This is a genomic window from Carnobacterium gallinarum DSM 4847 (assembly GCF_000744375.1).
GTDB lineage: Bacteria > Bacillota > Bacilli > Lactobacillales > Carnobacteriaceae > Carnobacterium > Carnobacterium gallinarum.
Genome location: NZ_JQLU01000005.1, coordinates 1,122,029 through 1,148,493, shown reverse-complemented (window position 1 = coordinate 1,148,493; position 26,465 = coordinate 1,122,029). Strand labels below are relative to the sequence as shown.

Annotated in this window: 20 protein-coding genes and 1 pseudogene; 16 read left to right on the top strand and 5 right to left on the bottom strand. The window is 33.9% G+C overall.

Features of this window, described 5'->3' with window-relative positions:
• Positions 1-360: 360 nt before the first annotated feature.
• From dnaA to BR43_RS10100, 13 genes and pseudogenes are all read left to right on the top strand, one after another.
• Positions 361-1,701, top strand: coding sequence for a chromosomal replication initiator protein DnaA (gene dnaA / locus BR43_RS10160; protein ID WP_034561699.1), 1,341 nt, complete (start codon positions 361-363; stop codon positions 1,699-1,701).
• Between the two features lie 211 nt (positions 1,702-1,912).
• Entirely contained in the window at positions 1,913-3,055 is a 1,143-nt protein-coding gene (dnaN, locus tag BR43_RS10155) for a DNA polymerase III subunit beta (protein WP_034561698.1), read from the top strand.
• A 341-nt stretch (positions 3,056-3,396) separates the two neighbouring features.
• Positions 3,397-3,630 (top strand): S4 domain-containing protein YaaA, encoded by a 234-nt coding sequence (gene yaaA, locus BR43_RS10150; protein WP_034561696.1) that lies wholly within the window; start codon positions 3,397-3,399, stop codon positions 3,628-3,630.
• Entirely contained in the window at positions 3,630-4,751 is a 1,122-nt protein-coding gene (gene recF, locus BR43_RS10145; RefSeq protein WP_034561694.1) for a DNA replication/repair protein RecF, read from the top strand. Before yaaA ends, recF begins: the two co-directional genes overlap by 1 nt.
• 3 nt (positions 4,752-4,754) lie before the next feature.
• On the top strand, positions 4,755-6,689 hold the full coding sequence (gyrB, locus tag BR43_RS10140) for a DNA topoisomerase (ATP-hydrolyzing) subunit B (RefSeq protein ID WP_034561692.1): 1,935 nt from the start codon (positions 4,755-4,757) through the stop codon (positions 6,687-6,689).
• Between the two features lie 121 nt (positions 6,690-6,810).
• Positions 6,811-9,240 (top strand): annotated as a pseudogene (gene gyrA / locus BR43_RS10135) (DNA gyrase subunit A); the annotation flags it as partial.
• Between the two features lie 1,199 nt (positions 9,241-10,439).
• A complete protein-coding gene (gene rpsF, locus BR43_RS10130) occupies positions 10,440-10,742 on the top strand; it encodes a 30S ribosomal protein S6 (RefSeq protein WP_034561689.1) in 303 nt (100 codons plus the stop codon).
• A 48-nt stretch (positions 10,743-10,790) separates the two neighbouring features.
• On the top strand, positions 10,791-11,351 hold the full coding sequence (ssb, locus tag BR43_RS10125) for a single-stranded DNA-binding protein (RefSeq protein WP_034561686.1): 561 nt from the start codon (positions 10,791-10,793) through the stop codon (positions 11,349-11,351).
• Positions 11,352-11,387: 36 nt separating this feature from the next.
• Complete coding sequence (gene rpsR, locus BR43_RS10120) at positions 11,388-11,624, top strand: 30S ribosomal protein S18 (protein ID WP_010052333.1); 237 nt, start codon at positions 11,388-11,390, stop codon at positions 11,622-11,624.
• A 590-nt stretch (positions 11,625-12,214) separates the two neighbouring features.
• Positions 12,215-14,218 carry a DHH family phosphoesterase gene (locus tag BR43_RS10115; RefSeq protein WP_034561683.1) on the top strand — a complete coding sequence of 668 codons (2,004 nt, stop codon included), beginning with the start codon at positions 12,215-12,217 and terminating at the stop codon, positions 14,216-14,218.
• On the top strand, positions 14,219-14,674 hold the full coding sequence (rplI, locus tag BR43_RS10110) for a 50S ribosomal protein L9 (protein ID WP_034561681.1): 456 nt from the start codon (positions 14,219-14,221) through the stop codon (positions 14,672-14,674). It abuts the gene before it with no gap.
• 175 nt (positions 14,675-14,849) lie between these two features.
• Positions 14,850-16,229 carry a replicative DNA helicase gene (gene dnaB, locus BR43_RS10105; RefSeq protein WP_034561679.1) on the top strand — a complete coding sequence of 460 codons (1,380 nt, stop codon included), beginning with the start codon at positions 14,850-14,852 and terminating at the stop codon, positions 16,227-16,229.
• 338 nt (positions 16,230-16,567) lie between these two features.
• Positions 16,568-17,860 (top strand): adenylosuccinate synthase, encoded by a 1,293-nt coding sequence (locus BR43_RS10100; protein WP_034561677.1) that lies wholly within the window; start codon positions 16,568-16,570, stop codon positions 17,858-17,860.
• 58 nt (positions 17,861-17,918) lie between these two features.
• Here the strand turns inward: BR43_RS10100 and BR43_RS10095 are convergent, their stop codons facing one another.
• Together BR43_RS10095 and BR43_RS10090 are read right to left on the bottom strand one after the other, a co-directional pair.
• Positions 17,919-18,608, bottom strand: coding sequence for a response regulator (locus BR43_RS10095; protein ID WP_034561675.1), 690 nt, complete (start codon positions 18,606-18,608; stop codon positions 17,919-17,921).
• Positions 18,608-20,167, bottom strand: a complete 1,560-nt coding sequence (locus BR43_RS10090) for a Spo0B domain-containing protein (RefSeq protein WP_034561674.1) — start codon at positions 20,165-20,167, stop codon at positions 18,608-18,610. The genes BR43_RS10095 and BR43_RS10090 overlap by 1 nt, the downstream gene beginning before the upstream one ends.
• 209 nt (positions 20,168-20,376) lie before the next feature.
• On the opposite strand from BR43_RS10090, the gene BR43_RS10085 reads away from it, so the two are divergent.
• Both BR43_RS10085 and BR43_RS10080 read left to right on the top strand, forming a co-directional pair.
• Positions 20,377-21,684, top strand: coding sequence for a 2-hydroxycarboxylate transporter family protein (locus BR43_RS10085; protein WP_034565031.1), 1,308 nt, complete (start codon positions 20,377-20,379; stop codon positions 21,682-21,684).
• A 72-nt stretch (positions 21,685-21,756) separates the two neighbouring features.
• Positions 21,757-22,911, top strand: a complete 1,155-nt coding sequence (locus BR43_RS10080) for an NAD(P)-dependent malic enzyme (protein WP_034561672.1) — start codon at positions 21,757-21,759, stop codon at positions 22,909-22,911.
• A 96-nt stretch (positions 22,912-23,007) separates the two neighbouring features.
• On the opposite strand, the gene BR43_RS10075 is transcribed toward BR43_RS10080, so the two are convergent.
• Genes BR43_RS10075 through BR43_RS10065 form a run of 3 tightly spaced genes read right to left on the bottom strand, consistent with a single transcriptional unit; the run spans position 23,008 to position 25,978 of the window.
• The gene (locus BR43_RS10075) at positions 23,008-24,135 is read right to left on the bottom strand and encodes a hypothetical protein (RefSeq protein ID WP_034561669.1); all 1,128 of its coding nucleotides are present in this window, start codon (positions 24,133-24,135) and stop codon (positions 23,008-23,010) included.
• Positions 24,136-24,161: 26 nt separating this feature from the next.
• Positions 24,162-25,337: an ABC transporter permease gene (locus tag BR43_RS10070; protein WP_034561667.1), complete on the bottom strand. Its 1,176-nt coding sequence runs from the start codon at positions 25,335-25,337 to the stop codon at positions 24,162-24,164.
• 2 nt (positions 25,338-25,339) lie between these two features.
• Entirely contained in the window at positions 25,340-25,978 is a 639-nt protein-coding gene (locus BR43_RS10065; protein WP_034561665.1) for an ABC transporter ATP-binding protein, read from the bottom strand.
• A gap of 221 nt (positions 25,979-26,199) precedes the next feature.
• Here BR43_RS10065 and BR43_RS10060 point away from each other — a divergent pair, with 221 nt between their 5' ends.
• The gene (locus tag BR43_RS10060; RefSeq protein ID WP_051933908.1) at positions 26,200-26,457 is read left to right on the top strand and encodes a hypothetical protein; all 258 of its coding nucleotides are present in this window, start codon (positions 26,200-26,202) and stop codon (positions 26,455-26,457) included.
• Positions 26,458-26,465: the final 8 nt, after the last annotated feature.

Sequence of the window (26,465 nt, the reverse complement as noted above, 5' to 3'; positions counted from 1 at the left end):
AAATCTCAATTATTATCCACAACCCCTCAGAACAACTTTTTCACGTGATTTATTTATTCAGAAGTTAGATTCTAATTATCCACAAGTTAACAAGCTGTTAATTGATTTTATCCCTAAACTCCCCCTTTCTGTTAACAACTCGTGAAACACCTTTTGTTACAACGTTTTCAAGCGATAAGTTTTCAACATTTAAAAATAATAACTCAAATAATAAAAAGTTATCCACTTATTTTTTTCATCCTGTGGAAAACTTTTACAGATACTCTGAATTATTTTTACACAGAATGTAACTACTTGTGGAAAACTTTCTATAAAAATGCTAAAATGGCTAAGACAGACTTTAAAAGGAGGTTCGTTTTTGTGGATGACTTACAGAGCCTATGGAACTATTTAAAAGAACGATTTAAAGAATCACTTGCCGAAGTTAGTTATAACACTTGGGTTAAAAGTGCTCATCCCATTCGGATAACCGAACAAAACATTATTATAGAAGTTCCTTCCTCACTTCATAAAGACTATTGGGAGAAGAATTTAACCACACGAATTGTTGAGAATATCTATGAATATTCAGGTCGCGAGATTTCACCATTATTTATTATCAAGAATGAACAAGAATCAGTAAATGAAGATACATTTGAAAATAATGCTGCTATTTCTAAAAAAGATGGACCTAGAAAAGATGCTTTATTGAATGATAAATATACATTTGAGACATTCGTTATTGGTAAAGGGAATCAAATGGCTCATGCTGCAGCTTTAGTGGTTGCTGAGGAACCTGGAACAATCTACAATCCACTTTTCTTCTATGGAGGAGTTGGACTAGGAAAAACCCATCTAATGCACGCTATTGGTCATCAAATGCTGTTAATCAATCCTGATGCAAAAGTTAAATATGTCAGCAGTGAAACATTTGCGAATGACTTTATTAATTCAATCCAAACAAAATCCCAAGAAAAATTCCGTAATGAATATCGGAGCGTTGATTTATTATTAGTTGATGATATCCAATTTTTTGCTGATAAAGAGGGGACTCAGGAAGAATTTTTCCATACTTTTAACGCCTTATATGATGAACGTAAACAAATCGTCTTAACTAGTGATCGTTTACCTAATGAAATTCCTAAATTACAAGAACGCTTAGTTTCACGCTTTGCATGGGGATTATCAGTTGATATTACACCACCTGATTTGGAAACTAGAATTGCTATCTTGCGTAAAAAAGCTAACGCTGAACGCTTGGAGATTCCAGGTGATACGTTAAGTTATATTGCTGGTCAAATTGATTCAAATATTCGCGAATTAGAAGGAGCTTTGGTACGAGTTCAAGCCTACGCTGCTATTGAAAGTCGTGATATTACAACAAGTTTAGCCGCAGATGCGTTAAAAAGTATTCTACCATCTAATAAACCAACAACCTTGTCGATTTTAGAAATTCAAAGTGTTGTAAGTAAATACTATCAAATCGCACTCAGTGATCTAAAAGGGAAAAAACGAGTAAAATCAATTGTTGTTCCTCGTCAGATTGCAATGTATTTATCAAGAGAGCTGACATCTAATTCCTTACCCAAAATAGGTGCTGAATTTGGTGGCAAGGATCATACGACCGTCATTCATGCTTATGAAAAAATTGATCATGCCTTAACAAAGGATGAAGAATTACGACGAGATATCGAAGAAATAAAAAACAAATTATCTAATTAAGTGTACATTTTTTATAAAAAATCGAACCAACCTAAAAAAATCCAATGTGGATAACTTTCTATTTTAGGTTAGAGTTTCCCACAACTTATACACATGTGGAAAACTATTAGGCTCTAAGTGTTACCTTTCTTTTCCACAGTATTAACAGGCCCTACTACTATTACTAAGTATTTATTAAATAAATTAAAACAATTTCTGGAGGTATTTATTAATGAAATTTTCAATTAAAAGAAGTGCATTTTTAAAAAGTTTAGCTGATGTTCAACGAGCTATTTCATCAAGAACGACAATTCCAATTTTGACTGGTTTAAAAATTATGGCTTCTGAAGAAGGATTAACTTTAACCGGTAGTGATTCGGATATTTCTATTGAAGCATTTATTCCTCAAGAAGATGAAAAGAATAATCTAACCATCGATCAAGCTGGTAGCATTGTTTTGCAAGCTCGTTTCTTTAGTGAAATTGTTAAAAAATTACCAGATGAAATGATGGAAGTGGAAGTTTTAGATCATTTCCAAACATTGATTACTTCTGCTAACGCTTCTTTTACTGTAAATGGATTGGATGCAAATAATTATCCACATTTACCAGTTATTGATACACAAGAAACCTTTGTTTTACCTGCTAACTTATTTAAGCAAGTAATTGGTCAAACTGTGATCGCGATTTCAACTCATGAAAGCCGTCCAATTTTAACTGGAGTTAATATGGTGATTGAGAACGGACAATTATTAGCAGTAGCTACTGATAGTCACCGTTTAAGTCAACGAATTATTCCTTTAGAGTTAAATAGTTCATTAGCAGATCAAAAATACAATGTCATTATCCCTGGAAAAAGCTTAGTTGAATTATCAAGAACATTAGATGACTCGACTGAAAATGTAGAAATGATGATTACGGAAAATCAAGTTTTATTCAAAATGGAAAATATGTTATTCTATTCTCGTTTACTAGAAGGCTATTATCCAGATACAGCTCGTTTAATTCCTGAAACAGCATCAACTGAAATTGTTTTTAACGCAAGTTCTTTATTAGGATCAATTGAACGTGCATCATTGCTTTCTCACGAAGGTAAAAACAATGTTGTTAAAGTGTCAATTTCTTCAGATCTTGTTGAGATTTCTGGTAATTCACCAGATGTTGGGAATGTTAAGGAAGAATTAGCTTATATTTCGGTTGAAGGTGAGCCGATTGATCTTTCATTCAATCCGGACTATATGAAGGATGCCTTAAGAACATTCGGTCAAACGGATATTCGTATCAAATTCACTTCACCTGTTCGTCCATTTATTCTTGTGCCAAGTGAAGATGATAAGACCTTTATCCAATTAATTACTCCAGTGCGTACATTTTAATTAAAAATTATAGGTGGTATGAGGTCATTTAATGATTTTATTCCACCTTTTTTGTTCCAAATAAGTCAAAATTACACTTTTCATTTTAATCTCATAGGTAATTTAGAGAATCAGTATTTAAAAATAGCCCTTATTTTTCGATTTAAGGACTTTACATAGTTTTAAGGTCTTTTTTTAAAATTGAAACAAAATGCAAAATAGCTAGCAAAAAATTAGAATTAGTTTGTAATACTGGTAGTGAAATGGTATAATTAAGGATAGCTAAAATAGTAATTTGCGTGGGATTTAGCAACAAAGATGATCCACGCTTATTTTATTGAAATTTGAAAGCAGGTGAACTTGTGAAAGAGACCGTTTATATTGACAGTGAATTTATTACATTAGGTCAATTATTAAAACACGTTGATATTATCAGCAGTGGTGGAATGGCAAAATGGTATCTAGCAGAACACACTGTACTATTAGATAATGAAATTGAAAATCGTCGTGGTAAAAAGATTTTTCCAGGATCTAGTGTTGAGATTCCAGGAGAAGGAACTTATTTTGTTCAAGCATCTAACGGAGAAGAAGAGTAATGTTTTTAGAGGAGATTAAGCTGACTCAGTATCGTAACTATGAAGCTGCTGAGGTAGGATTTTCTGAAGGAATTAATGTTTTTTTAGGTGAGAATGCTCAAGGAAAAACAAATTTGATGGAAGCTATCTACGTTTTGGCAATGACCAGAAGTCATCGAACTTCTAACGATAAGGAATTAATTTTCTGGAATCAAGAATTTGCTAAAATTAGTGGACGTGTTCAGAAAAAAAATACTTCTTTTCCTTTGGAGATTACGATTTCTAATAAAGGGAAAAAAGCTAAATTTAATCATTTGGAGCAAAAAAAATTAAGCGATTATCTGGGAAAGCTAAATGTCATTTTGTTTGCTCCAGAAGACTTATCGCTAGTTAAAGGTTCTCCCTCTATCCGACGGAAATTTTTAGATATGGAAATGGGTCAGATGAATCCTATTTATTTGCATCATTTAGTGAGTTATCAGCATATTCTAAAACAGCGAAATCAGTATTTAAAGCAGTTGATGATGAAAAGAGCAAAGGATTTAACCTTTCTAGAGGTTTTAACTGAACAGTTGGCAATTCATGGTGCTGAGATTTTAAAGGAGCGCTTTTCTTTTGTAAAAAAATTGGAAAAATGGGCCCAACCAATTCATCATGAGATTTCTAGAGAACGGGAAAATTTAGTGATTGAGTATCAATGTAGTTTGCAAATAACCGATGAATTAGATAAAGAACAGATTTATTTGGATTTATTGGCGGCTTTTGAAAAGGGACGAAAACGTGAATTGGATCAGGGGAGTACTATTGTTGGGCCTCACCGAGATGATCTGCGTTTTATGGTCAATGAACAGAATGTGCAAACTTATGGATCTCAAGGACAGCAACGAACAACGGCTTTAAGTGTGAAATTAGCTGAGATTGATTTGATGAAGGACATTACCGGAGAATACCCAATATTGCTGTTGGATGATGTTTTATCTGAGTTAGATGACGAGAGACAAACACACCTACTTAAAGCAATTGAAAATAAAGTTCAAACATTTTTAACCACAACAAGTTTGGACGGAATTAAAAAGCATATTTTACAAGCACCTCGTGTGTTTCAAGTTGCTAGTGGTCATGTAGAAATGGAGAGTGAATAAAGCATGTCGGAAGAAAAAGATATGGAGGCATTGGCAAAGGAATATGATGCCAGTCAAATTCAAGTTTTAGAAGGATTAGAAGCCGTACGTAAACGTCCTGGGATGTATATTGGCTCAACAAGTGGGCAAGGATTACACCATTTAGTGTGGGAAATCGTTGATAACTCAATTGATGAAGCTTTAGCAGGATTTGCTAGTCAAATTAATGTGATTATTGAAGAAGATAATAGTGTTACGGTTATTGATGATGGTCGTGGAATTCCGGTTGGTTTGCAAGCTAAAACAGGACGTCCAGCTGTTGAAACAGTCTTTACGGTTTTACATGCTGGAGGTAAATTTGGCGGTGGCGGCTATAAAGTTTCCGGTGGTTTACATGGTGTTGGTTCATCAGTTGTAAATGCGTTATCAACTTATCTTGAAGTAAGTGTCCACAAAGATGGCAAAATTCATTATCAAAAATTCCTACAAGGAAAAGTAGATGAGGATTTAAAAATTATTGGCGATACAGATCGTCATGGGACAACGGTTCATTTCTTACCAGATCCAGAAATTTTCACGGAAACAATTGTTTTTGAATTTGAAAAATTGTCGACACGTATTCGTGAGCTAGCTTTCTTAAACAAAGGCTTAAAAATCTCAATTGAAGATAAACGTACTGGACAAGAAACGTATAGTGAATTCCATTATGAAGGCGGAATTAAGAGTTACGTTGAACATTTAAACAATAATAAAACGGTTTTGTTTGATGAACCAATTTACATCGAAGGTGAACAACAAGGAATCGTTGTAGAAGCCGCAATGCAATATACCGATGGGTACCATACGAATCTATTGAGTTTTGCGAATAATATTCATACCTATGAAGGTGGGACTCATGAATCTGGTTTTAAAACAGCCTTGACTCGTGTAATTAATGACTATGCTCGTAAAAGCAAATTAATGAAAGAAAATGAAGAGAATTTAACTGGGGAAGATGTACGTGAAGGGTTAACTGCGGTTATCTCAATTAAACATCCGGATCCACAATTTGAAGGGCAAACGAAAACTAAATTAGGGAATTCAGAAGCTAGAACGATTACTGATCGTCTATTCTCAGCTCATTTTGATAAATTCTTAATGGAAAATCCACAAGTTGCTCGTCGTGTTATTGAAAAAGGAATTTTAGCTTCCAAAGCTCGACTAGCTGCAAAACGTGCTCGTGAAGTAACTCGTAAGAAGAGTGGGTTAGAAATTAGTAATTTACCTGGTAAATTAGCGGATTGCTCTAGTAAAGATCCAAGTATTAGTGAAATTTTCATCGTCGAAGGAGATTCTGCCGGCGGTTCTGCAAAACAAGGTCGTTCACGTTTATTCCAAGCGATTTTACCGATTCGTGGAAAAATTTTAAACGTAGAAAAAGCTTCTTTGGATAAAATTTTAGCTAATGAAGAAATTCGTTCGTTATTTACAGCAATGGGAACTGGATTTGGTGGAGATTTTGATGTATCCAAAGCTCGTTATCATAAATTAGTTATTATGACCGATGCCGATGTCGATGGTGCTCATATTCGGACATTGCTATTAACTTTATTCTATCGTTATATGCGTCCAGTAGTTGAAGCAGGCTATGTTTATATTGCTCAACCACCTTTGTATCAAGTGCGCCAAGGAAAGAAAATGGTTTATCTAGATTCTGATAAAGAATTAGAAGATTACTTGAAAGAAATTCCAGCACAACCAAAACCAGTTATTCAACGTTATAAAGGGTTAGGGGAAATGGATGCAGAGCAATTATGGGCAACAACAATGGACCCAGAGCGTCGTAGAATGTTACAAGTAACTGTAGATGACGCGATTGAAGCCGATCAAGTTTTTGAAATGTTAATGGGAGATCGTGTTGAACCACGTCGCCAATTTATCGAAGAAAATGCCGTTTATGTGAAAAACTTGGATATTTAAAGAATGATTTTGTTAAAAGCTAACAGCCAAAATTCGATCATTCGGATTTTGGATTAGCTTTGATAAGTTGATAGAGTTCAATTTGTCATTGTTTTTTTTCCAATAAGGAGGATTTTATAGAATGACCGAAGAATTTAAAGAGAATATTTCGGAAATCAATTTGACGAAAGAAATGCGCACTTCATTCTTGGATTATGCCATGAGTGTTATTGTTGCTCGTGCGTTACCGGATGTTCGTGATGGTATGAAACCTGTTCATCGCCGTATTTTATATGGAATGAATGAACTTGGAGTGACACCAGATAAACCGTATAAAAAATCTGCACGTATTGTTGGGGATGTTATGGGTAAGTATCACCCTCATGGAGATAGTGCGATTTATGAATCAATGGTTCGGATGGCGCAACCGTTTAGTTACCGTAATCCATTAGTTGATGGTCACGGAAACTTTGGTTCTGTCGATGGTGATGGAGCTGCCGCAATGCGTTATACAGAAGCAAGAATGTCTAAAATTGCGATGGAAATGTTACGTGATATTAATAAAGATACGATTGATTATCAAGATAACTATGATGGTTCAGAGCGTGAACCAGAAGTCTTACCAGCTCGTTTCCCTAACTTACTAGTTAATGGAGCGACAGGGATTGCGGTCGGGATGGCAACAAATATTCCACCACATAACTTAGCGGAAGTGATTTCTGCTTTGCATATTTTAATGAATAATCCAGATGCAACAACAGCTGACTTGATGGAAGCTTTACCGGGTCCTGATTTCCCAACTGGTGGGTTAGTAATGGGTAAATCTGGAATTCGCCGTGCCTATGAAACAGGTCGTGGATCCATTACGATTCGTGCCAAAGTTGAAATTGAAATTCTAAAAAATGGTAAGGAACGGATTATCGTTCATGAATTACCTTATATGGTTAATAAAGCGAAGTTAGTCGAACGAATTGCTGATTTAGCTCGTGAGAAACGTCTTGAAGGTATTACTGATTTAGCAGATGAATCCGATCGTGATGGGATGCGTGTGGTAATCGATGTTCGTCGTGACGTCAGTGCCAGCGTGGTCTTGAATAATTTATACAAATTAACACCATTGCAAACATCATTTGGTTTCAATATGCTTGCGATTGTTAAAGGTGTTCCTAAAGTTTTAAGTTTAAAATCTATCTTGGAAAACTATTTAGAGCATCAAGAAATTGTCATCCGTCGTAGAACTGAATTTGATAAACGTAAAGCTGAAGCTCGCGCACATATCTTAGAAGGTTTACGTATTGCTTTAGATCATATTGATGAGATTATTAAAGTGATTCGTGGCTCAAATACTGGTGAGATTGCAAAAAATGAATTAATGGAACGCTTTACTTTATCTGAAAAACAGGCCCAAGCAATTTTAGATATGCGAATGGTACGTTTAACAGGTTTAGAGCGTGATAAGATTGAAGCTGAATACAATGATTTAGTTGAATTAATTAAAGATTTAACGGATATTTTAGCAAGCAGCACAAGAATTCATACCATTATTGAAACTGAATTATTGGAAATCCAAGATCGTTTTGGTGATCCTCGTCGTACTGAATTATTAGTTGGTGAAGTGTTAAGCCTTGAAGATGAAGATTTAATCGAAGAGGAAGATATCGTGATTACGTTAACGCATAATGGCTATATCAAACGTCTACCAAATAATGAATTTAGAGCGCAACGCCGTGGTGGTCGTGGTGTTCAAGGAATGGGCGTTCATGATGATGACTTTATCGAGAACTTAGTTTCTTGTTCAACTCATGATACGTTATTATTCTTTACAAATAATGGTAAAGTTTATCGTGCTAAAGGATATGAAATTCCTGAATATGGTCGTACGGCCAAAGGAATTCCAGCAATTAATTTATTAGGAATTGATTCGGGTGAAAAAATCCAAGCGATTATCAACGTGAAAGGAAAAGCCGATGACGAGCATTTCCTATTCTTTACAACTCTTAAAGGCGTTGTAAAACGTACGTCAGTTAGCGCATTTGCTAATATTCGTAGCAATGGTTTGAAATCAATTGTTTTACGTGAAGACGATGAATTAATGAACGTTTGTGTAACGGATGGCGATCAAAATGTGATTATCGGAACACATTTAGGCTATGCTGTAACGTTCAATGAAAATACAGTTCGTGATATGGGACGTAGCGCAAGTGGAGTTCGTGGAATTCGTTTACGTGAAGATGATTATGTTGTTGGAATGGACGTTCTAAAACCTGATTCAGAAGTACTGGTTATTACTGAGAATGGTTATGGAAAACGTACAAAAGCAACAGAGTACCCAATTAAAGGTCGTGGTGGTAAAGGGATTAAAACTGCTAACATTACACCTAAAAATGGGAACTTAGCTGGTTTAACAACAGTAAATGGACAAGAAGATATCATGTTAATTACCAATACTGGTGTCATTATTCGTTTTGAAGTTGATTCAGTTTCTCAAACAGGTCGTGCAACGTTAGGTGTTCGTCTAATCCGTGTAGGTGAAGATGCAATTGTTTCGACAATGGCTAAAGTTGATGCAGAACCTGTTGTTGATGAAAGCGAAGAAACTCCAGTTGTTCTAGGTGAAGGGGTAATTCTTGATGACGCTGATGTAACAACAGATGCACAAATTCAAGCTGATGTTCAAAACCTAGCGGATACAGAACTAACTAACTCCGATTCAGAAGAAGAAGGTTCAGCTGACGAAGAGTAAAAAAAGTGTAATAGACATCGATTTTAGCGTTTCTTAGCTCGTTTAATGGAATTGATGAGTAAATATATTAGATTAGAGAAAGATTCCTTAAATCGTAAAATTTTAGGCATTTTTAAAACCCAAAATAGCATCTAGTTGCTGTTTTGGGTTTTATTTTATAAAAATTATAGTAGAGTATGGGATAGTATGAAATTTATTTAGAAGATTTTTTATACTAGATGTAATTTGTTTAGTATTTTACATAAAAATGATATTTATTGATTTTAATATTTATATATTTCATATTATCAACCTCTAATAATTATTTTTTTGGTTTTAGTATAACTATATAATTATATTTTAATCTAGTTATAAAATTTAAAGTAATGAGAGAACAAGTTGTTTGTTTTGGAATACACTTGAAATTTTGTATATAGTATACTAGTAACTACTAGATTAAAAGGAAACTTAAATCAATAAAGTCTATAAGAGTGGTGTAACTAAATAATGTGGATTTAAAAATTAAAACTAAAATTTGCTGTTAGGTCTATTAATTTAAAAATATTTTGTTAATTTTTCAGAATCTATATAATGTTTAAGTGTAAGATTTGAAAAAAAAGATGATTTTAAAATAAAAAAAAGTGTTTTGTAAATGAATAAAGATATAGCAAGAGCGGTTTAGTTAACAGGAGATCTTTTTCTTTTACAAAATGGCCTAGTATTCAAAACAGACTCAATTGTTTTTTTCATGGTTTTAAATGCTATTATCAGTCAATCTGTTTTTATGATAAAAGTAAGGGTTAGTTTATGCAAAAAAGAAGCAGTGAAATAGTTGAGAAGTTCATTTAGCTTTTATTTATTTTGAATTAACAATGAAAATTTTTGTTTTATAATTCATCTGTTTTTTTGTTGAGTTAGTTAATAAATCACTTGATTTTCACTTGCTAAAGTGTTACACTAATATGACGTGAGTAATCTATAAATATAGAATGCTCTCCTTGCTCTTTTGTAATCAAAGGAGCCAAAGTCCACAAGGAGGTGACAGTCAGATGAGTCTACAAACAGCAAAGTATGAAATTAACTACATTATCCGTCCAAACATTGAAGAGGCAGCGAAAGCAGCACTTGTTGAACGTTTCGATACTATCTTAAAAGATAATGGCGCTGAAGTAATTGAATCTAAAGACTGGGCGAAACGCCGTTTAGCTTACGAAATTAAAGATTTCCGCGAGGGAATTTATCATATCGTTAAGTTTACAGCAACAGATGCATTGGCAATCAATGAATTTGATCGTCTAGCTAAGATTAGTGATGATATTATTCGTCATATCGTAATTAGAGAAGAAGCGTAATGTTAAAAATGTTTCACATGAAACATTTTATGGAAGGAGCTAAAAAAGATGATTAACAGAGTTGTTTTAGTTGGAAGATTAACTAAAGATGCAGATTTACGCTATACTTCTAGTGGCGCAGCAGTTGCTTCTTTTACCGTGGCTGTAAACAGACAGTTTACTAACCAGAGCGGTGAAAGAGAAGCTGATTTTATTAACTGTGTAGCTTGGAGAAAAACTGCGGAAACACTTGCTAATTTTACACGCAAAGGTTCTTTAGTTGGTGTTGAAGGTCGTATTCAAACACGTTCTTACGACAACCAACAAGGTCAACGTGTATATGTTACTGAGGTGGTTGTTGATACGTTCTCAATGCTGGAATCAAAATCAGTTAGTGAACAACGTCAAGGTCATGAAGGTAGTGGTAATCAAGGAACTTCTAGTTCTAGACCTCCACAAACTAATAATGGCGGCGGCGGATATCAACAGCAAAATTCTTATAACAACAGCAACACAAATAATCAATCTTCAGCTCCTCAACAACAATATCAAAATTCCACTAGGAATGAGGATCCATTTGCTACAAGTGGACAACCTATTGATATCTCAGATGATGACTTACCATTCTAAAAATAAGAATGGAATGAAAAAGGAGGATTAATTATAATGGCTCAACAACGCAGAGGCGGACGTAAGCGCCGTAAAGTTTGTTATTTTACAGCAAACCACATTGATAATATTGATTACAAAGATGTTGAATTGTTGAAACGCTTTGTTTCTGAAAGAGGTAAAATTTTACCTCGTCGTGTTACAGGAACATGTGCTAAACACCAACGTAAATTAACAATTGCAATTAAACGTGCTCGTATTATGGGATTATTACCATTCGTATCAGCTGAATAATAGAAATTGGGAGTCGTGATGAAAATCACGGCTTTTTTTATTTAGAAATAATTGAACTGAAATTAGGATTAGAGTGATATTTTTATCTACTTTTAATTCAATTTTTTTAGTGAATTATGTATAGAAAAGTTCTTCTGATGATTTAATAGTACTAATGGAAATGTTAATGTTTTTCATTGATAATTAATTTGTGTTAAAGGAGTATTTTTTTTGAAATATCCTCTTATAACATTAATGTATTTAGCTAAATGAATCATAAATATCTTTTTTTCAGATGATTAAGAGTGATAATTTGTTTTGAACTGATTAATAAATAACCTGAATATATTTTATCACTGTATATGTAGTGAATAACAAATACGTATATATATTTTGATTTCATTGTTCATTTAGTACTTAAATTTTCTTGAAATATAAGTATTAAAAAATCTGAATTATAATTGAAACATTGAATTTAAAGGATATTTTAATAGATAGTAATGTTTCACGTGAAACAAGTGCTATGGTAGGCTAACTAGAATTAACATCTATAGTATGGTAATATATAGGTATGTATCCTCGTTAAAAGACGTTAAAAGAAGGAGTCTTATATGAAAAAAATTTTAACTCATGAAAAGCTCCCAAGTTTTTTAAAGAATGAAAAATTAAAAATAGGAGCAATAGGATTAGGTTTTACGCTGACAGCAGTAATTGTATTGAGCTTTTTTGCAAATTTTTGGATTGGTTTAATTCTATTTGTATTATTTTCTATAGTAGCTGTGCTATTAATTTATTCTATAAAAACAATTACGGTAGAAACAAATAAATATATTGCGGACCTGTCTTATCGAATTAAAAGAGGCGAGCAAGAAGCTTTAATAAAAATGCCAATAGGTATTCTTTTATATAATGAAGAATATGAGTTACAATGGACAAATCCTTATTTGCAATTGTACTTTGGTAATCAAGAAGTATTAGGGAAAAAGATTAAAGAAATTGATGAAGAGCTAGCAACGATTATTAAAGACAATAAATCTTCAGGTTTAACGAATATTAAATGGGGCGATAAAGATTTTCAAATGATTGTTCAGGATGATATTAAAGTTGTCTATTTAATGGATATTACACAATATGCTAAAATCGAAGAACAATATATTGATGAGAAAATAGTTATTGGAAATATCTTTATTGATAACTATGATGAAATTGTTCAATCAATGAATGATCGTAGTATTTCTAACTTGAATAGTTTTGTTGCAACTCAATTAACAAATTGGGCTAAGGCGCATCAAATTTATTTGAAAAAAGTTTCAGATGATCGTTTTATTATGATGTTGTATTTGGAATCATTGGTTAAAATTGAATCTGAAAAATTTAGTATTATTGATCGTATTCGTGAACGAACATCAAAACAAAATTTCCCTTTAACTCTTAGTATGGGGGTTGCGTATGGTGATAAGAATTTAAGTGATTTGGCTAATTTAGCTCAAAGTAATTTAGATTTAGCCTTAGGTCGTGGTGGAGATCAGGTAGTAGTTAAACCGGTGGATGAAGAAGCTCGTTTTTACGGAGGCAAAACAAATCCAATGGAAAAACGAACGCGTGTTCGTTCTAGAATGATTAGTCAAGCTCTACAGGAAATTATGAAACATACAGATAAAATTTTTGTAATGGGTCATAAATATCCTGATATGGATGCAATTGGTGCCTGTTTAGGAATCAGAAGAATTGCTGAAATGAATAATAAAGAAGCTTATATCGTTGTCAATCCTGATGAATTTAGCAATGATATTTCAAGATTAATGCAAGAAGTTGAAAAGGATAAAAATATTAGTCGCTATATTATCACGCCAGAAATTGCACAGGAGATGATTACCCCTACTTCGTTATTGGTAATGGTTGATCATCACCGTCCAACAATTTCGATTGCTCCAGATTTGTTGAAAGCAACGAATCAAGTCGTTGTAATTGATCATCATCGAAGAGGAGAAGATTTTCCAGCAAATCCGGTTCTTGTTTATATTGAACCATATGCATCTTCTACTGCAGAATTGATAACAGAGCTTTTTGAGTATCAATCTAATGAAGCAAACCCTATCAATAAAATCGAGGCGACAGCAATGTTGGCGGGAATTATTGTAGATACACGTAGTTTTTCATTACGAACAGGTTCAAGAACATTTGATGCCGCTAGCTATTTGAGATCATGTGGAGCAGATGCAGTCTTGATTCAACGCCTTCTTAAAGAAAATGTAGACACTTATTTATTGCGTAGTCATTTGATTGAATCAATTGATTTTATTGGTAAAAATATTGCTGTAGCCATTGGTGAAGAGGATACCGTCTATGATACAGTAGTAGCAGCTCAAGCAGCAGATACCATGCTTTCGATGGCAGATGTAGATGCTTCATTTGTCATTACAAGACGTGCAGATGGACGTGTGGGAATTAGTGCACGAAGCTTAGGTGAAATGAATGTTCAAGTAATTATGGAAAGACTGGGTGGAGGAGGACACTTATCCAATGCTGCGACACAGCTTTCTGGTGTAACCATACTTGAAGCAAAAGAACAATTAAAAGCTAGTATTGATGAAAAACTAAAGGAGGAAGAATAGATGAAAGTAATTTTTTTAGCAGACGTAAAAGGTAAAGGTAAAAAAGGGGAAAGCAAAAATGTGGCAGATGGTTATGCACAAAATTATTTAATTAAAAATGGATTGGCTAAAGAAGCAACTTCTTCAAGTTTGAGCGAATTAAAAGGGCAACAAAAAGCTCAAGAAAAACATGAAGCTGAAATTTTGAAAGAAGCCAATGACTTAAAATCTTTTCTTGAAAATGAAAAAACAGTTATTGTAATGCCAGCTAAAGCTGGAGAAGATAGCCGTTTATTCGGTTCAATTACATCGAAACAAATTGCAGATGCTGTACAAAAACAATATGATGTAAAATTAGATAAACGAAAAATTGATTTAACAACACCAATTCGTAACTTAGGTGTTGCTAAAATTGATGTGAAGATTCATCCAGAAGTGGTTGCAACCTTAACTGTGAATGTTACACAAGAAGCATAGTAGATATCTATTAGAATAGATTAATGGAAATTCAAGAATCGTTATTAGGTTCTTGGATTTTTTTAGCGTGAGACTCATGGGATTGTTAATTGTATAAATCCAGAATTTGAGGTAAAATAGGAAGACTGGAAACTTTTTAGTAGAACGAAATTGACTGACGAAAGGAAGATAAGAATTGGTAAATGAAGCTTTTCAAGATCGATTGCCACCTCAAAGTATTGAGGCTGAGCAAGCTGTTTTAGGTGCTATTTTTCTTGATCCTGATACAGTCGTAGGTGCTTTAGAATTTCTAGAGCCACAAGATTTTTATCGTCGTGGGCATCAATTAATTTTTCAAACGATGATTGACTTAAATAATCGTAATGAAGCGATTGATATCGTCACGGTTATGAATAATTTAGAAAGTCAAAATCAACTAGAAGATGTTGGTGGAATGACTTATCTGGCTGAATTAGCAGTGGCCGTTCCAACGGCAGCCAATATGGAACATTATGCTAAAATCATTGAAGGAAAATCAATTCTTAGAAAATTAATTCATACGGCTACGGATATTGTAACTCAAGGATTTGAAGAGGGAGAAGAGCTGAGCGCGATTTTAGATCAAGCTGAGCGAAGTATTCTAGAAGTTTCGGAGAGACGGAATAGCACAGGTTTTTTGGCGATTTCAGATGTCTTAAACTCATCAATTGCTAAAATTGATCAACTCTATCAAAATGATGAAGAAATTACAGGTTTGCCTACTGGATATCAGGCATTAGATCAAATGACTGCAGGCTTGCAAAAAGAAGAACTGATTATTTTAGCAGCGCGTCCAGCGGTAGGGAAAACGGCCTTCGCATTAAATATTGCGCAAAATATTGGAACAAAAACTGATGAAACAGTAGCTATTTTTAGTCTGGAAATGGGTGCGGAATCTTTAGTAAACCGGATGCTTTGTGCAGAGGGGAACATTGATGCTAGCCACTTACGTACAGGTAATTTGAACGAAGAAGAATGGCAGAATTTGATTGTTGCAATGGGAAGCTTGTCTAAGGCTAGTATTTATATTGATGATACAGCAGGGATTCGGATTGCTGAAATTCGAGCAAAATGTCGAAGATTGGCTCAAGAAAAAGGCGGTATTGGCTTGATTTTAATTGATTATTTGCAATTGATTGAGGGCAGTGGTAAAGAAAGTCGTCAACAAGAGGTATCGGAGATTTCACGTCAGTTGAAGAAGTTGGCGAAGGAATTAAAAGTTCCTGTTATCGCACTATCGCAATTGTCTCGTGGAGTAGAGCAACGTCAAGATAAGCGTCCGGTAATGAGTGATATTCGTGAATCGGGATCAATTGAGCAAGATGCAGATATCGTAGCTTTTCTATATCGCGAAGATTATTATGATCGTGAAGGTGGAGAAGATGACGGTGATCAAGATCATGATGAAGCTGGCGAAGACAATATTATAGAAGTCATTATAGAAAAAAACCGGAGTGGTGCACGAGGAACGGTTAAATTATTGTTTGTTAAGGAATACAATAAATTTACGTCGATTTCTTATCGCCCAGAACCGTAATGAACTGAATAAATAGCGATTATTTGTAGATTAGTATTCTATAGATAATCGTTTTTTTGTTATTAAATTATTTAAATAGAATGAACATTAAAAACAACTTAAGTGATTTATTTAAGGTGTATAAATATGGTCAACTAATTTAGTTGTATTCACTATAAAAAATAAATGTTCGTAAATTTGCTTGATTTTAAAAAAAACAAAAATAAATGTTCGTAAATTTAGAAAAAAATCATAATAAAAAAATTAAATATTCGTTTTTAGCTTGAATCTGGTAAAAGAAACTGCTAGAATTAGATGGTATTTGTTATTGATACTAAAAAAATTAATGAGGTGTTCATATGTCTTCAGTAGTAGTTGTTGGTACGCAATGGGGCGATGAAGGAAAAGGTAAAATTACAGATTTTCTAAGTGAGAATGCGGAAGTTATTGCACGTTATCAAGGTGGCGATAATGCTGGTCACACAATTAAATTTGATGGTGTTACTTATAAGTTACATTTAATTCCTTCTGGTATTTTCTATAAGGAGAAGATTAGCGTAATTGGAAACGGCGTTGTAGTGAATCCAAAATCGTTAGTTACAGAATTAGCTTACTTGAAAGAAAAAAATATTGATACTGATAATTTACGTATTTCTGATCGGGCGCATGTTATTCTTCCTTATCATATTAAATTAGATCAATTGCAAGAGGATTCAAAAGGCGATCAAAAAATTGGAACAACAATTAAAGGAATCGGACCAGCTTATATGGATAAGGCTGCTCGTGTAGGGATTCGTGTTGCTGATTTATTAGATAAAGAAATTTTTGAAGAACGTTTAAAAATTAATCTTGAAGAAAAAAATCGTCAATTTGTTAAAATGTTTGATTCAACTCCACTTGAATTTGATGATATTTTTGAAGAATATTATGAATATGGCCAACAAATTAAAAAATATGTATGCGATACTTCAGTAATCTTAAATGATGCTTTAGATGATGGCAAACGTGTTTTATTTGAAGGCGCACAAGGGGTTATGTTGGATATCGATCAAGGAACTTATCCATTTGTAACGTCATCTAATCCTGTTGCTGGTGGCGTAACGATTGGGAGTGGCGTTGGTCCTTCTAAAATCGATAAAGTCGTTGGTGTTTGTAAAGCGTATACTAGTCGTGTTGGTGATGGTCCTTTCCCAACTGAATTATTTGATGAAACGGGTCAACAAATTCGTGAAGTTGGAAAAGAATATGGTACAACAACTGGTCGTCCACGTCGAGTTGGTTGGTTTGATACAGTTGTGATGCGTCATGCAAAACGCGTTTCTGGAATTACTAATTTATCATTGAATTCAATCGATGTGTTAAGTGGTTTAGAAACGGTTAAGATTTGTACATCATATGAACGTAATGGTGAGACAATCTTCCATTATCCAGCGAGCTTGAAAGAGTTAGCTGAATGTACTCCGATTTATGAAGAATTACCTGGTTGGAGTGAAGATATTACAGGTTGCCGTACTCTAGAAGAGTTACCACAAAATGCACGTAACTATGTGCACCGTGTTTCTGAATTAGTTGGCGTCCGTATTTCAACATTCTCAGTTGGTCCAGACCGTAATCAAACAAATGTCCTAGAAAGTGTTTGGGCACAAATTTAATAAACCAAATGAAGAAGCGGTTGCTAAGGATAATGAATTCCTAAAGCAATCGCTTTTTTTATGTTTCAATTAAATAATACAAGCTAGTTGGTCGTCCGACTGTTCCATATTCTAATTTCATTTTTATCACGCCATTACCTTCCAAATAATGCAAATATTTGCGGACAGAAACATGCGATAGATTGGTTGCATTGGTCAAATCAGAAACAGTAAAACCGGCTGCTTGTTGTCGGATGAGCTTCACTATTAAATCTAATGTCGGTTGAGTTAGACCTTTATCCAAAGTAACGGCGGTTTCTGTCAATTTTGGATGGATTGGGTTGGAAAAATGTAAGGCATCTAATTGTTCCTGAGTAATCGTAGTAGAATCCTTTAATAATTCTTGTCGTTGTTGAAAGAGAGCGATGCTTTTTTTAAAGCGTGTAAATTGAAATGGCTTTAGAATATAATCAGTTACTCCATATTGCAAACTCAGCCGAATAGCCTCTTGTTCGCTAGCAGCTGTAATCATGATAAGTTCAGCAGGATAATTCCGATTCCGCAACGTTTTAATCAATGTTAAGCCATTGCCTTCCTTTAGATGGATATCTACTAAAATCAATTCATAACGGTGTTTACTAGTTAATTGAATCGCTTCTGAGTAACCAGTTGCAGTATCGGCAACAACAAAACCAGGAATTTTTTCTAAATAACGTTGATTAATCGATAACACCATTGGGTCATCTTCCACAATTAAAACACGGTACATCAGATTTCGTCCTCCTTTAAATAAATCGTATGAAATGATAATTTTAGCCATTCTTCAGTATATTCAATTTCTAATTCACCAGCTAAAAATGTCAAAAGACTACTAAAATAACGGCCTTTGATTTTCGTTAAAAGCTCTGTTTGAAGAGTGGTCTCAATTCGTAATTCATAAGTTGTTTGCAACTGTTGATTCCAAAATCCTAAGCGAACTTGTAGCTGCTCTGCTAGTTGATTTTCCAAAATAAAATGATTTAGAAAACGAATTAAGCTAATCCAATACTGAACGTTTTCATTTTGATTGGTTGTAGGGATATCTGGGTACACCTCAATCATAAATGGATCACCTTTTTCAGAGAATTTACTTCGTTCGCCAATCAGAAATCCCGCAATAACAGGATTATGAACTAAATAAACCATTCGTTGTGAAAATTCCTGTTCAGGTTCTAAGATTTTTTCAAGGTAGCTCATTAGCTGATCGTAATCTTCTAAATCAGTTAAACCGTAAATCACATGAAGTTTATTGAGAAAATCATGGGATTGTGCCTGTAGAGAAGTGGCATAGGCTGTTGTGTTAAACAATTGATCAGTTAATAAATAAAGTTCCGTAGCATCACGTAAGGTAATAATTTGCCCGATGACTTTTTTACGAACAAGAATTGGAGCAGCTGAAAGTAAATAATCCACTCCATTTTGATGATATAATTTGTCAATTGTTTGGTAATCTGCACTGATTTCGGGAATATCTTTGACGTCAGGCAGAAAATCTTTAATTGAACCACCTTCAATGGGCAAATCTTTTTCTTCTGAAATCAAATTAAAGATTCGTTTCGCCTCAAAGTTAGAGAGAATAATTTTATTTTCCTTGTCGGTTACAATAATGGCGTCTTTTGTATAGTCTAGCATAGCGTTACGTTCTTCCAATAAACGAGCGATTTCTTGAGGTTCTAAATCATACATTTGCTTTTTCAGCGTGTAAGCTGTAAACATCGCAGCAGCTAAGCCAAAGGAAAAGGCTAGCATTAAACTTAAAGTGAACGGTTTCATTGTTTCTTTTGAAAGCAATTTGATTGTAGTTGTTTTAATCCCTAGAGCGATAACTCCAATTTCTCGACCATTATCATCAAAAACAGGGACAAAGCCACGTAGGGACTCACCTAATGTTCCTTTGGCAGTGGAAGTTGATTCCTTACCATGAATGGCCAGCTCTTCGTCACCACCTTGAAAATGTTGATTAATTTTTTTAGCATCTGGATGCGTTAAACGAAGATGGTCCATTGTCATTACAACAACAAAATCTAAATCATAATTCTCCTGCATTTCATTGGCGTAATTTTGAAGTTCTGCAGATGTTTTATTCTCTATTAGCGCTTCATGGACCAATGGATATTTAGCAATCGTGCGGGCGATTTTTAGCAAATGGACTTCTTCATCTTTACGAACCGATTTGGCAATTTGCTGATTTAATAGGAAATAGAGGGCAAATAAAGTCACGAATACGGTTAGAAGTACCATTAAGGTTAGTTTCATCCACAAACGTTGTCCTTTTTTCATTCTTTTCATCGCTAATTTAGCTCCTTTATGTAAAAAATGAAGAAATTTCTTCTAATATAGTATAGCATGGAAGGTTACTAGAAATGAGCTTAAAGTAATTAAACAACACTTAAATTAGTTAAATAATCTATTTTAAGTTTCGATTCCTAGTTATACTAAAAGCGTGAAAGAAAGCGCTTTATATAAAAGGAGGAAGAAGCATGCGTGTTACAAACGAAATGGAAGACGTGAAATCGTTAAACTTTTTTGAGAAGTTTAAAAAAGTAAAAGTTGGTGCTATTCCATTACCAGCTTATCTGGCAATGGCCATCGTGATTATGTTATCAGCTTATTTTGAAGAATTACCAGTCAATATGTTAGGTGGATTTGCTATTATTTTAAGTTTAGGTTGGTTTTTAGGTGGAATTGGCGGAAGTATTCCAGGATTAAAAAACTTTGGTGGATCAGCAATTTTTTCTTTAATGATTCCGTCAATCTTGGTATTCTTTAATTTTTTTAATGCCAATACATTAGCAGCAACGGATATGTTAATGAAGCAAGCAAATTTTTTATATTTTTATATTGCTTGTCTAGTGTGTGGTAGTATTTTAGGAATGCATCGCAAAATATTAGTTCAAGGTTTGATGCGGATGATTATTCCAATGGCATGTGGAATGATTCTAGCTTTAGTTGTTGGAACTACGATTGGAACGTTGTTAGGCTTAGGTTTTGAGCATACATTGTTTTATATTGTGACGCCAATTATTTCTGGAGGAATTGGTGAGGGAATCTTACCACTATCGTTAGGATATAGCGCCATTACAGGAATTCCAAGTGAGCAATTAGTCGGACAATTAATTCCAGCCACTATTATTGGGAATTTCTTTGCTATTATTAGTTCAGGAATCTTGAATCGCTTAGGTGAAAAACGCCCAGACAAATGTGGGCAGGGACAACTTGTAAAATTCAAAGACGGCGATGATATGGCAGATGCTATGAAGGAAGACACAAGTCCTTTAGATGTCAAATTAATGGGCGCAGGTGTATTGGTTGCTTGTACGTTATTTATTACTGGCGGACTTTTACAAAAATTTACCGGTTTTCCTGGCCCAGTCTTAATGATTCTAGTAGCTGCTTTATTGAAATACTTGAGTGTATTACCAGGTGATATCGAAAAAGGGTCAAAACAATTGTACAAATTTATTTCTGCAAACTTTACCTTCCCATTAATGGTTGGTTTAGGAATGTTATATATCCCGTTGAAAGATGTTGTTGGAATGCTATCTTGGCAATATTTTGTAGTAGTAATCTCTGTTGTATTAACAGTCGTTTTAACTGGTTATTTTGTTGGTGGAAAAATGAATATGTATCCAATTGAAGCCGCGATTATTACAGCATGTCAAAGTGGGATGGGTGGAACTGGCGACGTAGCAATTCTATCTGCATCAAATCGAATGAACTTAATGCCATTTGCCCAAGTAGCAACGCGTTTAGGTGGTGCAATTACAGTAATTTCTATGACAGCATTAATGCGTTTTTTATTCTAAATAGTAGATAATTTAGTAGGATTAAGGTAAGATTTTATAAATAAAGATACGTAGAGAGGGAGAATGGATCAGATGACAGATGTAAAAGCAAAAGCGCTAGCAATCAGCAAGGAAAAAGGCGGAAAATTAGAGATAATCCCAACGGTTCCAATTGAAACGATGGAAGATTTGAGTATTGCTTATACACCAGGAGTAGCAGCAGTTTGTACAGCAATCGCTGAGAATCCAGAAAAAGTGTATGATTATACAACTAAACGCAATATGGTAGCGGTAGTGACGGATGGTTCGGCAGTTTTAGGCTTAGGGAATATTGGACCAGAAGCAGCAATCCCAGTAATGGAAGGAAAAGCAGCGTTATTCAAACGATTTGCTAATGTTAATGCGGTGCCGATTTCGTTGGCTACTCAAGATGTAGAAGAAATTATTTCTCATATTGCTGCGATTGCCCCTTCATTTGGTGGGATTAATCTGGAAGATATCAGTGCTCCACGCTGTTTTGAAATTGAGGAACGATTAAAGAAAATGTTAGATATTCCTGTATTTCATGACGATCAACATGGAACAGCGATTATTGTATTAGCAGCATTGTACAATGGCTTGCGTTTGACAGGCAAAAAAATAGATGAAATTCAAGCAGTAGTAAACGGTGGCGGTGCGGCAGGAACAGCGATTAGCAAAATGTTCCTAGCAGCAGGCGTGAAACATGTAACGATTGTTGATAAAACGGGGATTATCTCAGAAACAGATCCTAATCTTCCTGCGCATCATGCAGCGATTGCTAAAGTAACGAATCTAGAACACCGAACTGGAACACTGGAAGATGCGCTAAAAGGAGCGGATGTCTTTGTAGGCGTTTCAGCTCCAGGAGTCTTGAAAAAAGAGTGGATTCAGCATATGAACGACAAACCAATGATCTTCGCAATGGCAAATCCAACACCAGAAATCTTCCCAGATGAAGCCAAAGCCGGTGGTGCTTATATTGTTGGAACAGGGCGTAGTGATTTCCCTAACCAAATCAATAATGTTTTGGCTTTCCCAGGGATTTTCCGTGGTGCGTTAGATGCACGTGCGAATGATATTACAGTGGAAATGCAGATTGCCGCAGCACAAGGAATTGCTAGTGTCGTAACAGATGAACAATTAAATGTTGATTATATTATGCCAGATGTGTTTACACCAGGCGTATCAGATATTGTAGCAGATAGCGTTAGAAAAGCTGTGAAATAACAAAGCATGTAAGGAGAGCGTGAGACAAAAAATCAATTTTGTTTCACGCTCTGAGTTTGTATAAAGGTTGAAAAAAGCAATTATTTTTTTATTGAGTTATCTTTCAAATAAAGGAATCTTCTTGTTTCTGGGTTTATAATTTAATAAAATAACAATAATTAATTCAGCTAAAATAGAAATCAATAATGTAGTAATTCCAGTAATCCATGTGACCTTTGGATTATTTGTTATATAGGAAGAATTCTGTAGCAAGATATCAATTGTATTAAAATAAACAAATGGGATTCTATGAGCTATAAAGGCTAAAGGTTGCACTTTCGTTACGGTTAATACTAAGCCGCAGATAATAAATACGCTGATAAATAAGGTTGCGACTTTATTTTTCGTTAATTGTGCAAGGATATAAACAAATAAAACTAAAAAGATGATACATAAAAATTGTAGGAATAGAGCTTCAGCTATTAAAGAACCGATTGGTCGGATATCAATGAAGCTAGGAGTGTTTAAGAGAGCGGGATAATTCAGTGAATTGGATCCATTTATAATTGTGGCAGAAACAAAGGAAATCAGTAAGATTATTGCATAAACTGTGCTGGCTGCTAAAATCCCAAAACCTAGTTTACTTGTCAGTAGATATTGCTTTTTTAGAGGAAATAGATCATCTAAGTTAATCCCTTGTTTAAAATTTTCTGTAAATAAATTAGTTAGAAGTGCAATGATACATAGGATGACAACGGACGGAAAGAGACTAGCGATAACTCTGAAGACAAAGGGAAATCCTTGAGTTTCCCTTTCTAACGTATCTAGTTTTAGATTGTTTTTTACTAAATATTGATAGATTGCTTTTTTTCCTAGAATACTTTTTTTTAACTCAATTGGCACAGGTTGGCTTTCATTTTCAACTAGTTTGATATCTGTCTCCTCAAGTACTTTTAGTTGTAAGGTTAAAGCGGCTTTCCAATCATTTTTTTCGGCTAATTCAATCACTCGCTCGTTACTAGCGATTTGTTCTTGTATCATCAGATTTACTTCTTTATTGTCACTAAATGAATTTTTATTGTCGGCATTTTGCATACGTATCATAGGGATAAAGCCATTGCTAGCAGTTAGCGTTGCATTCAGCCATAGTAAAGCGATTGTTAAAAGGATAAGAATGGCAATAGGGATAAAATTAAATTTATTGCGGATAGTAGTTTTATATAAAAATAACCAATATTTAGTCAAATTGTAGTCCCCCAATGAATGTTATTTTAATAGGCTAGTTTATTCTCTTTATAGTTACTACGTTTATAATTTAACAAAGTCACAATAGCTAACTCAATTAAGATAGAGACCGTTAATGTGATAGTTCCAGAGATTAAGGTCACATTTGCATTTCCAGTTTCAAAGGAAATATCCCGTAATAATACAGCGATTGTATTAAAATAAGTGATGGGAATTCCATGCAATATAGAAGCTAGAGGTTGTATTTTAGCGAGAGTCAATGTTAAGCCACACAAGATAAAGATGCTTATAAATAAGGTTGCGACTTTATTTTTAGTCAATTGGGCAATAATGTAGACAAATAGCACTAAAAAGATGATACATAAAAATTGCAGAAATAAGCCTTCAAGCATTAAAGCACCAATTGGTCGGATATCTGTATAGCTGGGTGTATTTAAAACAGCAGGATAACTTGGTGAATTGGAGCCACTTATTAGGGTGGCAGAAGCAAAGGAAATGAGTAAAGTTATGGCATAAACTATACTTGCTACTAGAACACCGAAAGTTAGTTTACTTGCTAATAGGCGTTGCTTTTTTAGAGGAAATAGATTATCAAGGTTCATTCCTTGTTTAAAATTCTCGGTAAATAAATTGGTTAAAAGAGTGATGATGCATAATACCACGAGGACAGGAAATAAAACATCTATTGCTCGAAAAAGATAGGGAAAACCTTGATTTTCGATAGTTAATATATTTGGTTTTAGATTGTTTTTGATTAGATACTGATAGGTTGCTTTTTTCCCAAACACAAATTTTGGATATCCAACTGGTACATATTGATCTTTATCTTCTATTTTTTTAATATCCATCTCATCAATTACTTTTAATTGTAGTGTTAAAGCAGCTTTCCAATCATTTTTTTCTGCCAATTCAATCGATTTTTTATTTAGCGTAATAATGGTTGCTAATCGTTTTTTCTCTATAGCAATCTGTTCCAGATAGATTTTATCTGTTGAAATTTTATCATAACTTTCATATTTATCAATAAGTTCTTCAAGGAGCTTATTATAGGAAGTTATGTCATTTTTAAATCCAGCATTAGTGGAAGCCCTTGTATTCATCGTTACTAAAAATAAGGTTGAAAGAATAAGAATAGCAACTGGAATAAAATTTAATTTTTTTCGTGTAGTGAGTTTCAATAAAAACAACCAATAATTAGTCAAATTTAGTTCCCTCCAGTTAAGATTAATTTTCTATCTTCAATAGCTAATAAAGTATCACAACTACTAAATAGTTCATCTCCTGCATGAGATGAAAATAGCACCATCTTACCGCTATTTCGTGCATCATCAATGTAACGTGTTAACAATGTGACGCTAGCTTTATCTAAAGCTAAGGTGGGTTCATCTAAAATCCAATAACGAGTATTACTGACTGTATAGAGGCTTAGTAAGACTTTTTGTTTCATTCCTAAGGAGTATTTTTTTATCGGTTTCGTTATATAATGTTCCATTCCCCAGAAATGAATCACTTGATTGATGGAGTCTTTTTCTCCCTCCCAGAGAGCATTGATTAGCTTTAAATAATCTAAGCCTGTTAAATTTCCATCGAGCCAATTGCTAGTTTCAAAATAAAATAAATCTTTTTTTATTTGAACGTTACTTAGTTTTTTTTCTTGTTCGTTGTAAAAGGTTACTGTGCCAGAATGCTGATTTAATAGCCCAGAAAGGACTCTCATCAAGGTTGATTTTCCACTTCCATTTGGAGCGCTTAAACCATATATGTTGTGAATCTTTAAATTAATAGTTGCATCAATAATCAGTGCTTCGTTTGTAGCAATGGTTAAATTAGTTAATTCAATCATTTTTTACACATCTCTTTTTAATGTTTTTTTAATCTTTTTGTAATTACATTGTCTAAGTATACCATTTTCCATTGTATAATAAATAAATTAGATAGGAGGTTTTTTTATTTTTTCGGTTAATTTAATAGGGTTTTAATAACTGATATTTGATGTAATGTTGTTTTTTATAGGTATACCATTTTGATATTGTATAATTATTATTTAAAGAAGATGTTATTTATATGAAAAAAAAGATAGTCTTTTTGGTTTTTTCAGCATTATTATTAGCAACGTTTATTGTTCCAAATGAAGCTGATGCAAAAATATTGCCCTATAAGGAATTCTATAATCAAAATATATATACAGGAGTTCGTTCTGGTTATTATTATATGAATAAAGATTTTCCGGATAATCAATTTGTGCGATCGACTGTTCGTACCATCGTTGGACCAAATGATTGGAACTTTAATAGATGGTTACTGTACTTTAATATCTATTAACATTTAAA

Bases quoted from the DNA above. Each gene is read 5' to 3' on its own strand.
- recF (WP_034561694.1), top strand. From the start codon at position 3,630: ATGTTTTTAGAGGAGATTAAGCTGACTCAGTATCGTAACTATGAAGCT.
- BR43_RS10085 (WP_034565031.1), top strand. From the start codon at position 20,377: ATGGAAGACGTGAAATCGTTAAACTTTTTTGAGAAGTTTAAAAAAGTA.
- BR43_RS10065 (WP_034561665.1), bottom strand. From the start codon at position 25,978: ATGATTGAATTAACTAATTTAACCATTGCTACAAACGAAGCACTGATT.
- BR43_RS10095 (WP_034561675.1), bottom strand. From the start codon at position 18,608: ATGTACCGTGTTTTAATTGTGGAAGATGACCCAATGGTGTTATCGATT.
- BR43_RS10100 (WP_034561677.1), top strand. From the start codon at position 16,568: ATGTCTTCAGTAGTAGTTGTTGGTACGCAATGGGGCGATGAAGGAAAA.
- ssb (WP_034561686.1), top strand. From the start codon at position 10,791: ATGATTAACAGAGTTGTTTTAGTTGGAAGATTAACTAAAGATGCAGAT.
- rplI (WP_034561681.1), top strand. From the start codon at position 14,219: ATGAAAGTAATTTTTTTAGCAGACGTAAAAGGTAAAGGTAAAAAAGGG.
- dnaN (WP_034561698.1), top strand. From the start codon at position 1,913: ATGAAATTTTCAATTAAAAGAAGTGCATTTTTAAAAAGTTTAGCTGAT.
- BR43_RS10060 (WP_051933908.1), top strand. From the start codon at position 26,200: ATGAAAAAAAAGATAGTCTTTTTGGTTTTTTCAGCATTATTATTAGCA.
- gyrB (WP_034561692.1), top strand. From the start codon at position 4,755: ATGTCGGAAGAAAAAGATATGGAGGCATTGGCAAAGGAATATGATGCC.
- BR43_RS10115 (WP_034561683.1), top strand. From the start codon at position 12,215: ATGAAAAAAATTTTAACTCATGAAAAGCTCCCAAGTTTTTTAAAGAAT.
- BR43_RS10080 (WP_034561672.1), top strand. From the start codon at position 21,757: ATGACAGATGTAAAAGCAAAAGCGCTAGCAATCAGCAAGGAAAAAGGC.
- rpsF (WP_034561689.1), top strand. From the start codon at position 10,440: ATGAGTCTACAAACAGCAAAGTATGAAATTAACTACATTATCCGTCCA.
- BR43_RS10090 (WP_034561674.1), bottom strand. From the start codon at position 20,167: ATGAAAAGAATGAAAAAAGGACAACGTTTGTGGATGAAACTAACCTTA.
- rpsR (WP_010052333.1), top strand. From the start codon at position 11,388: ATGGCTCAACAACGCAGAGGCGGACGTAAGCGCCGTAAAGTTTGTTAT.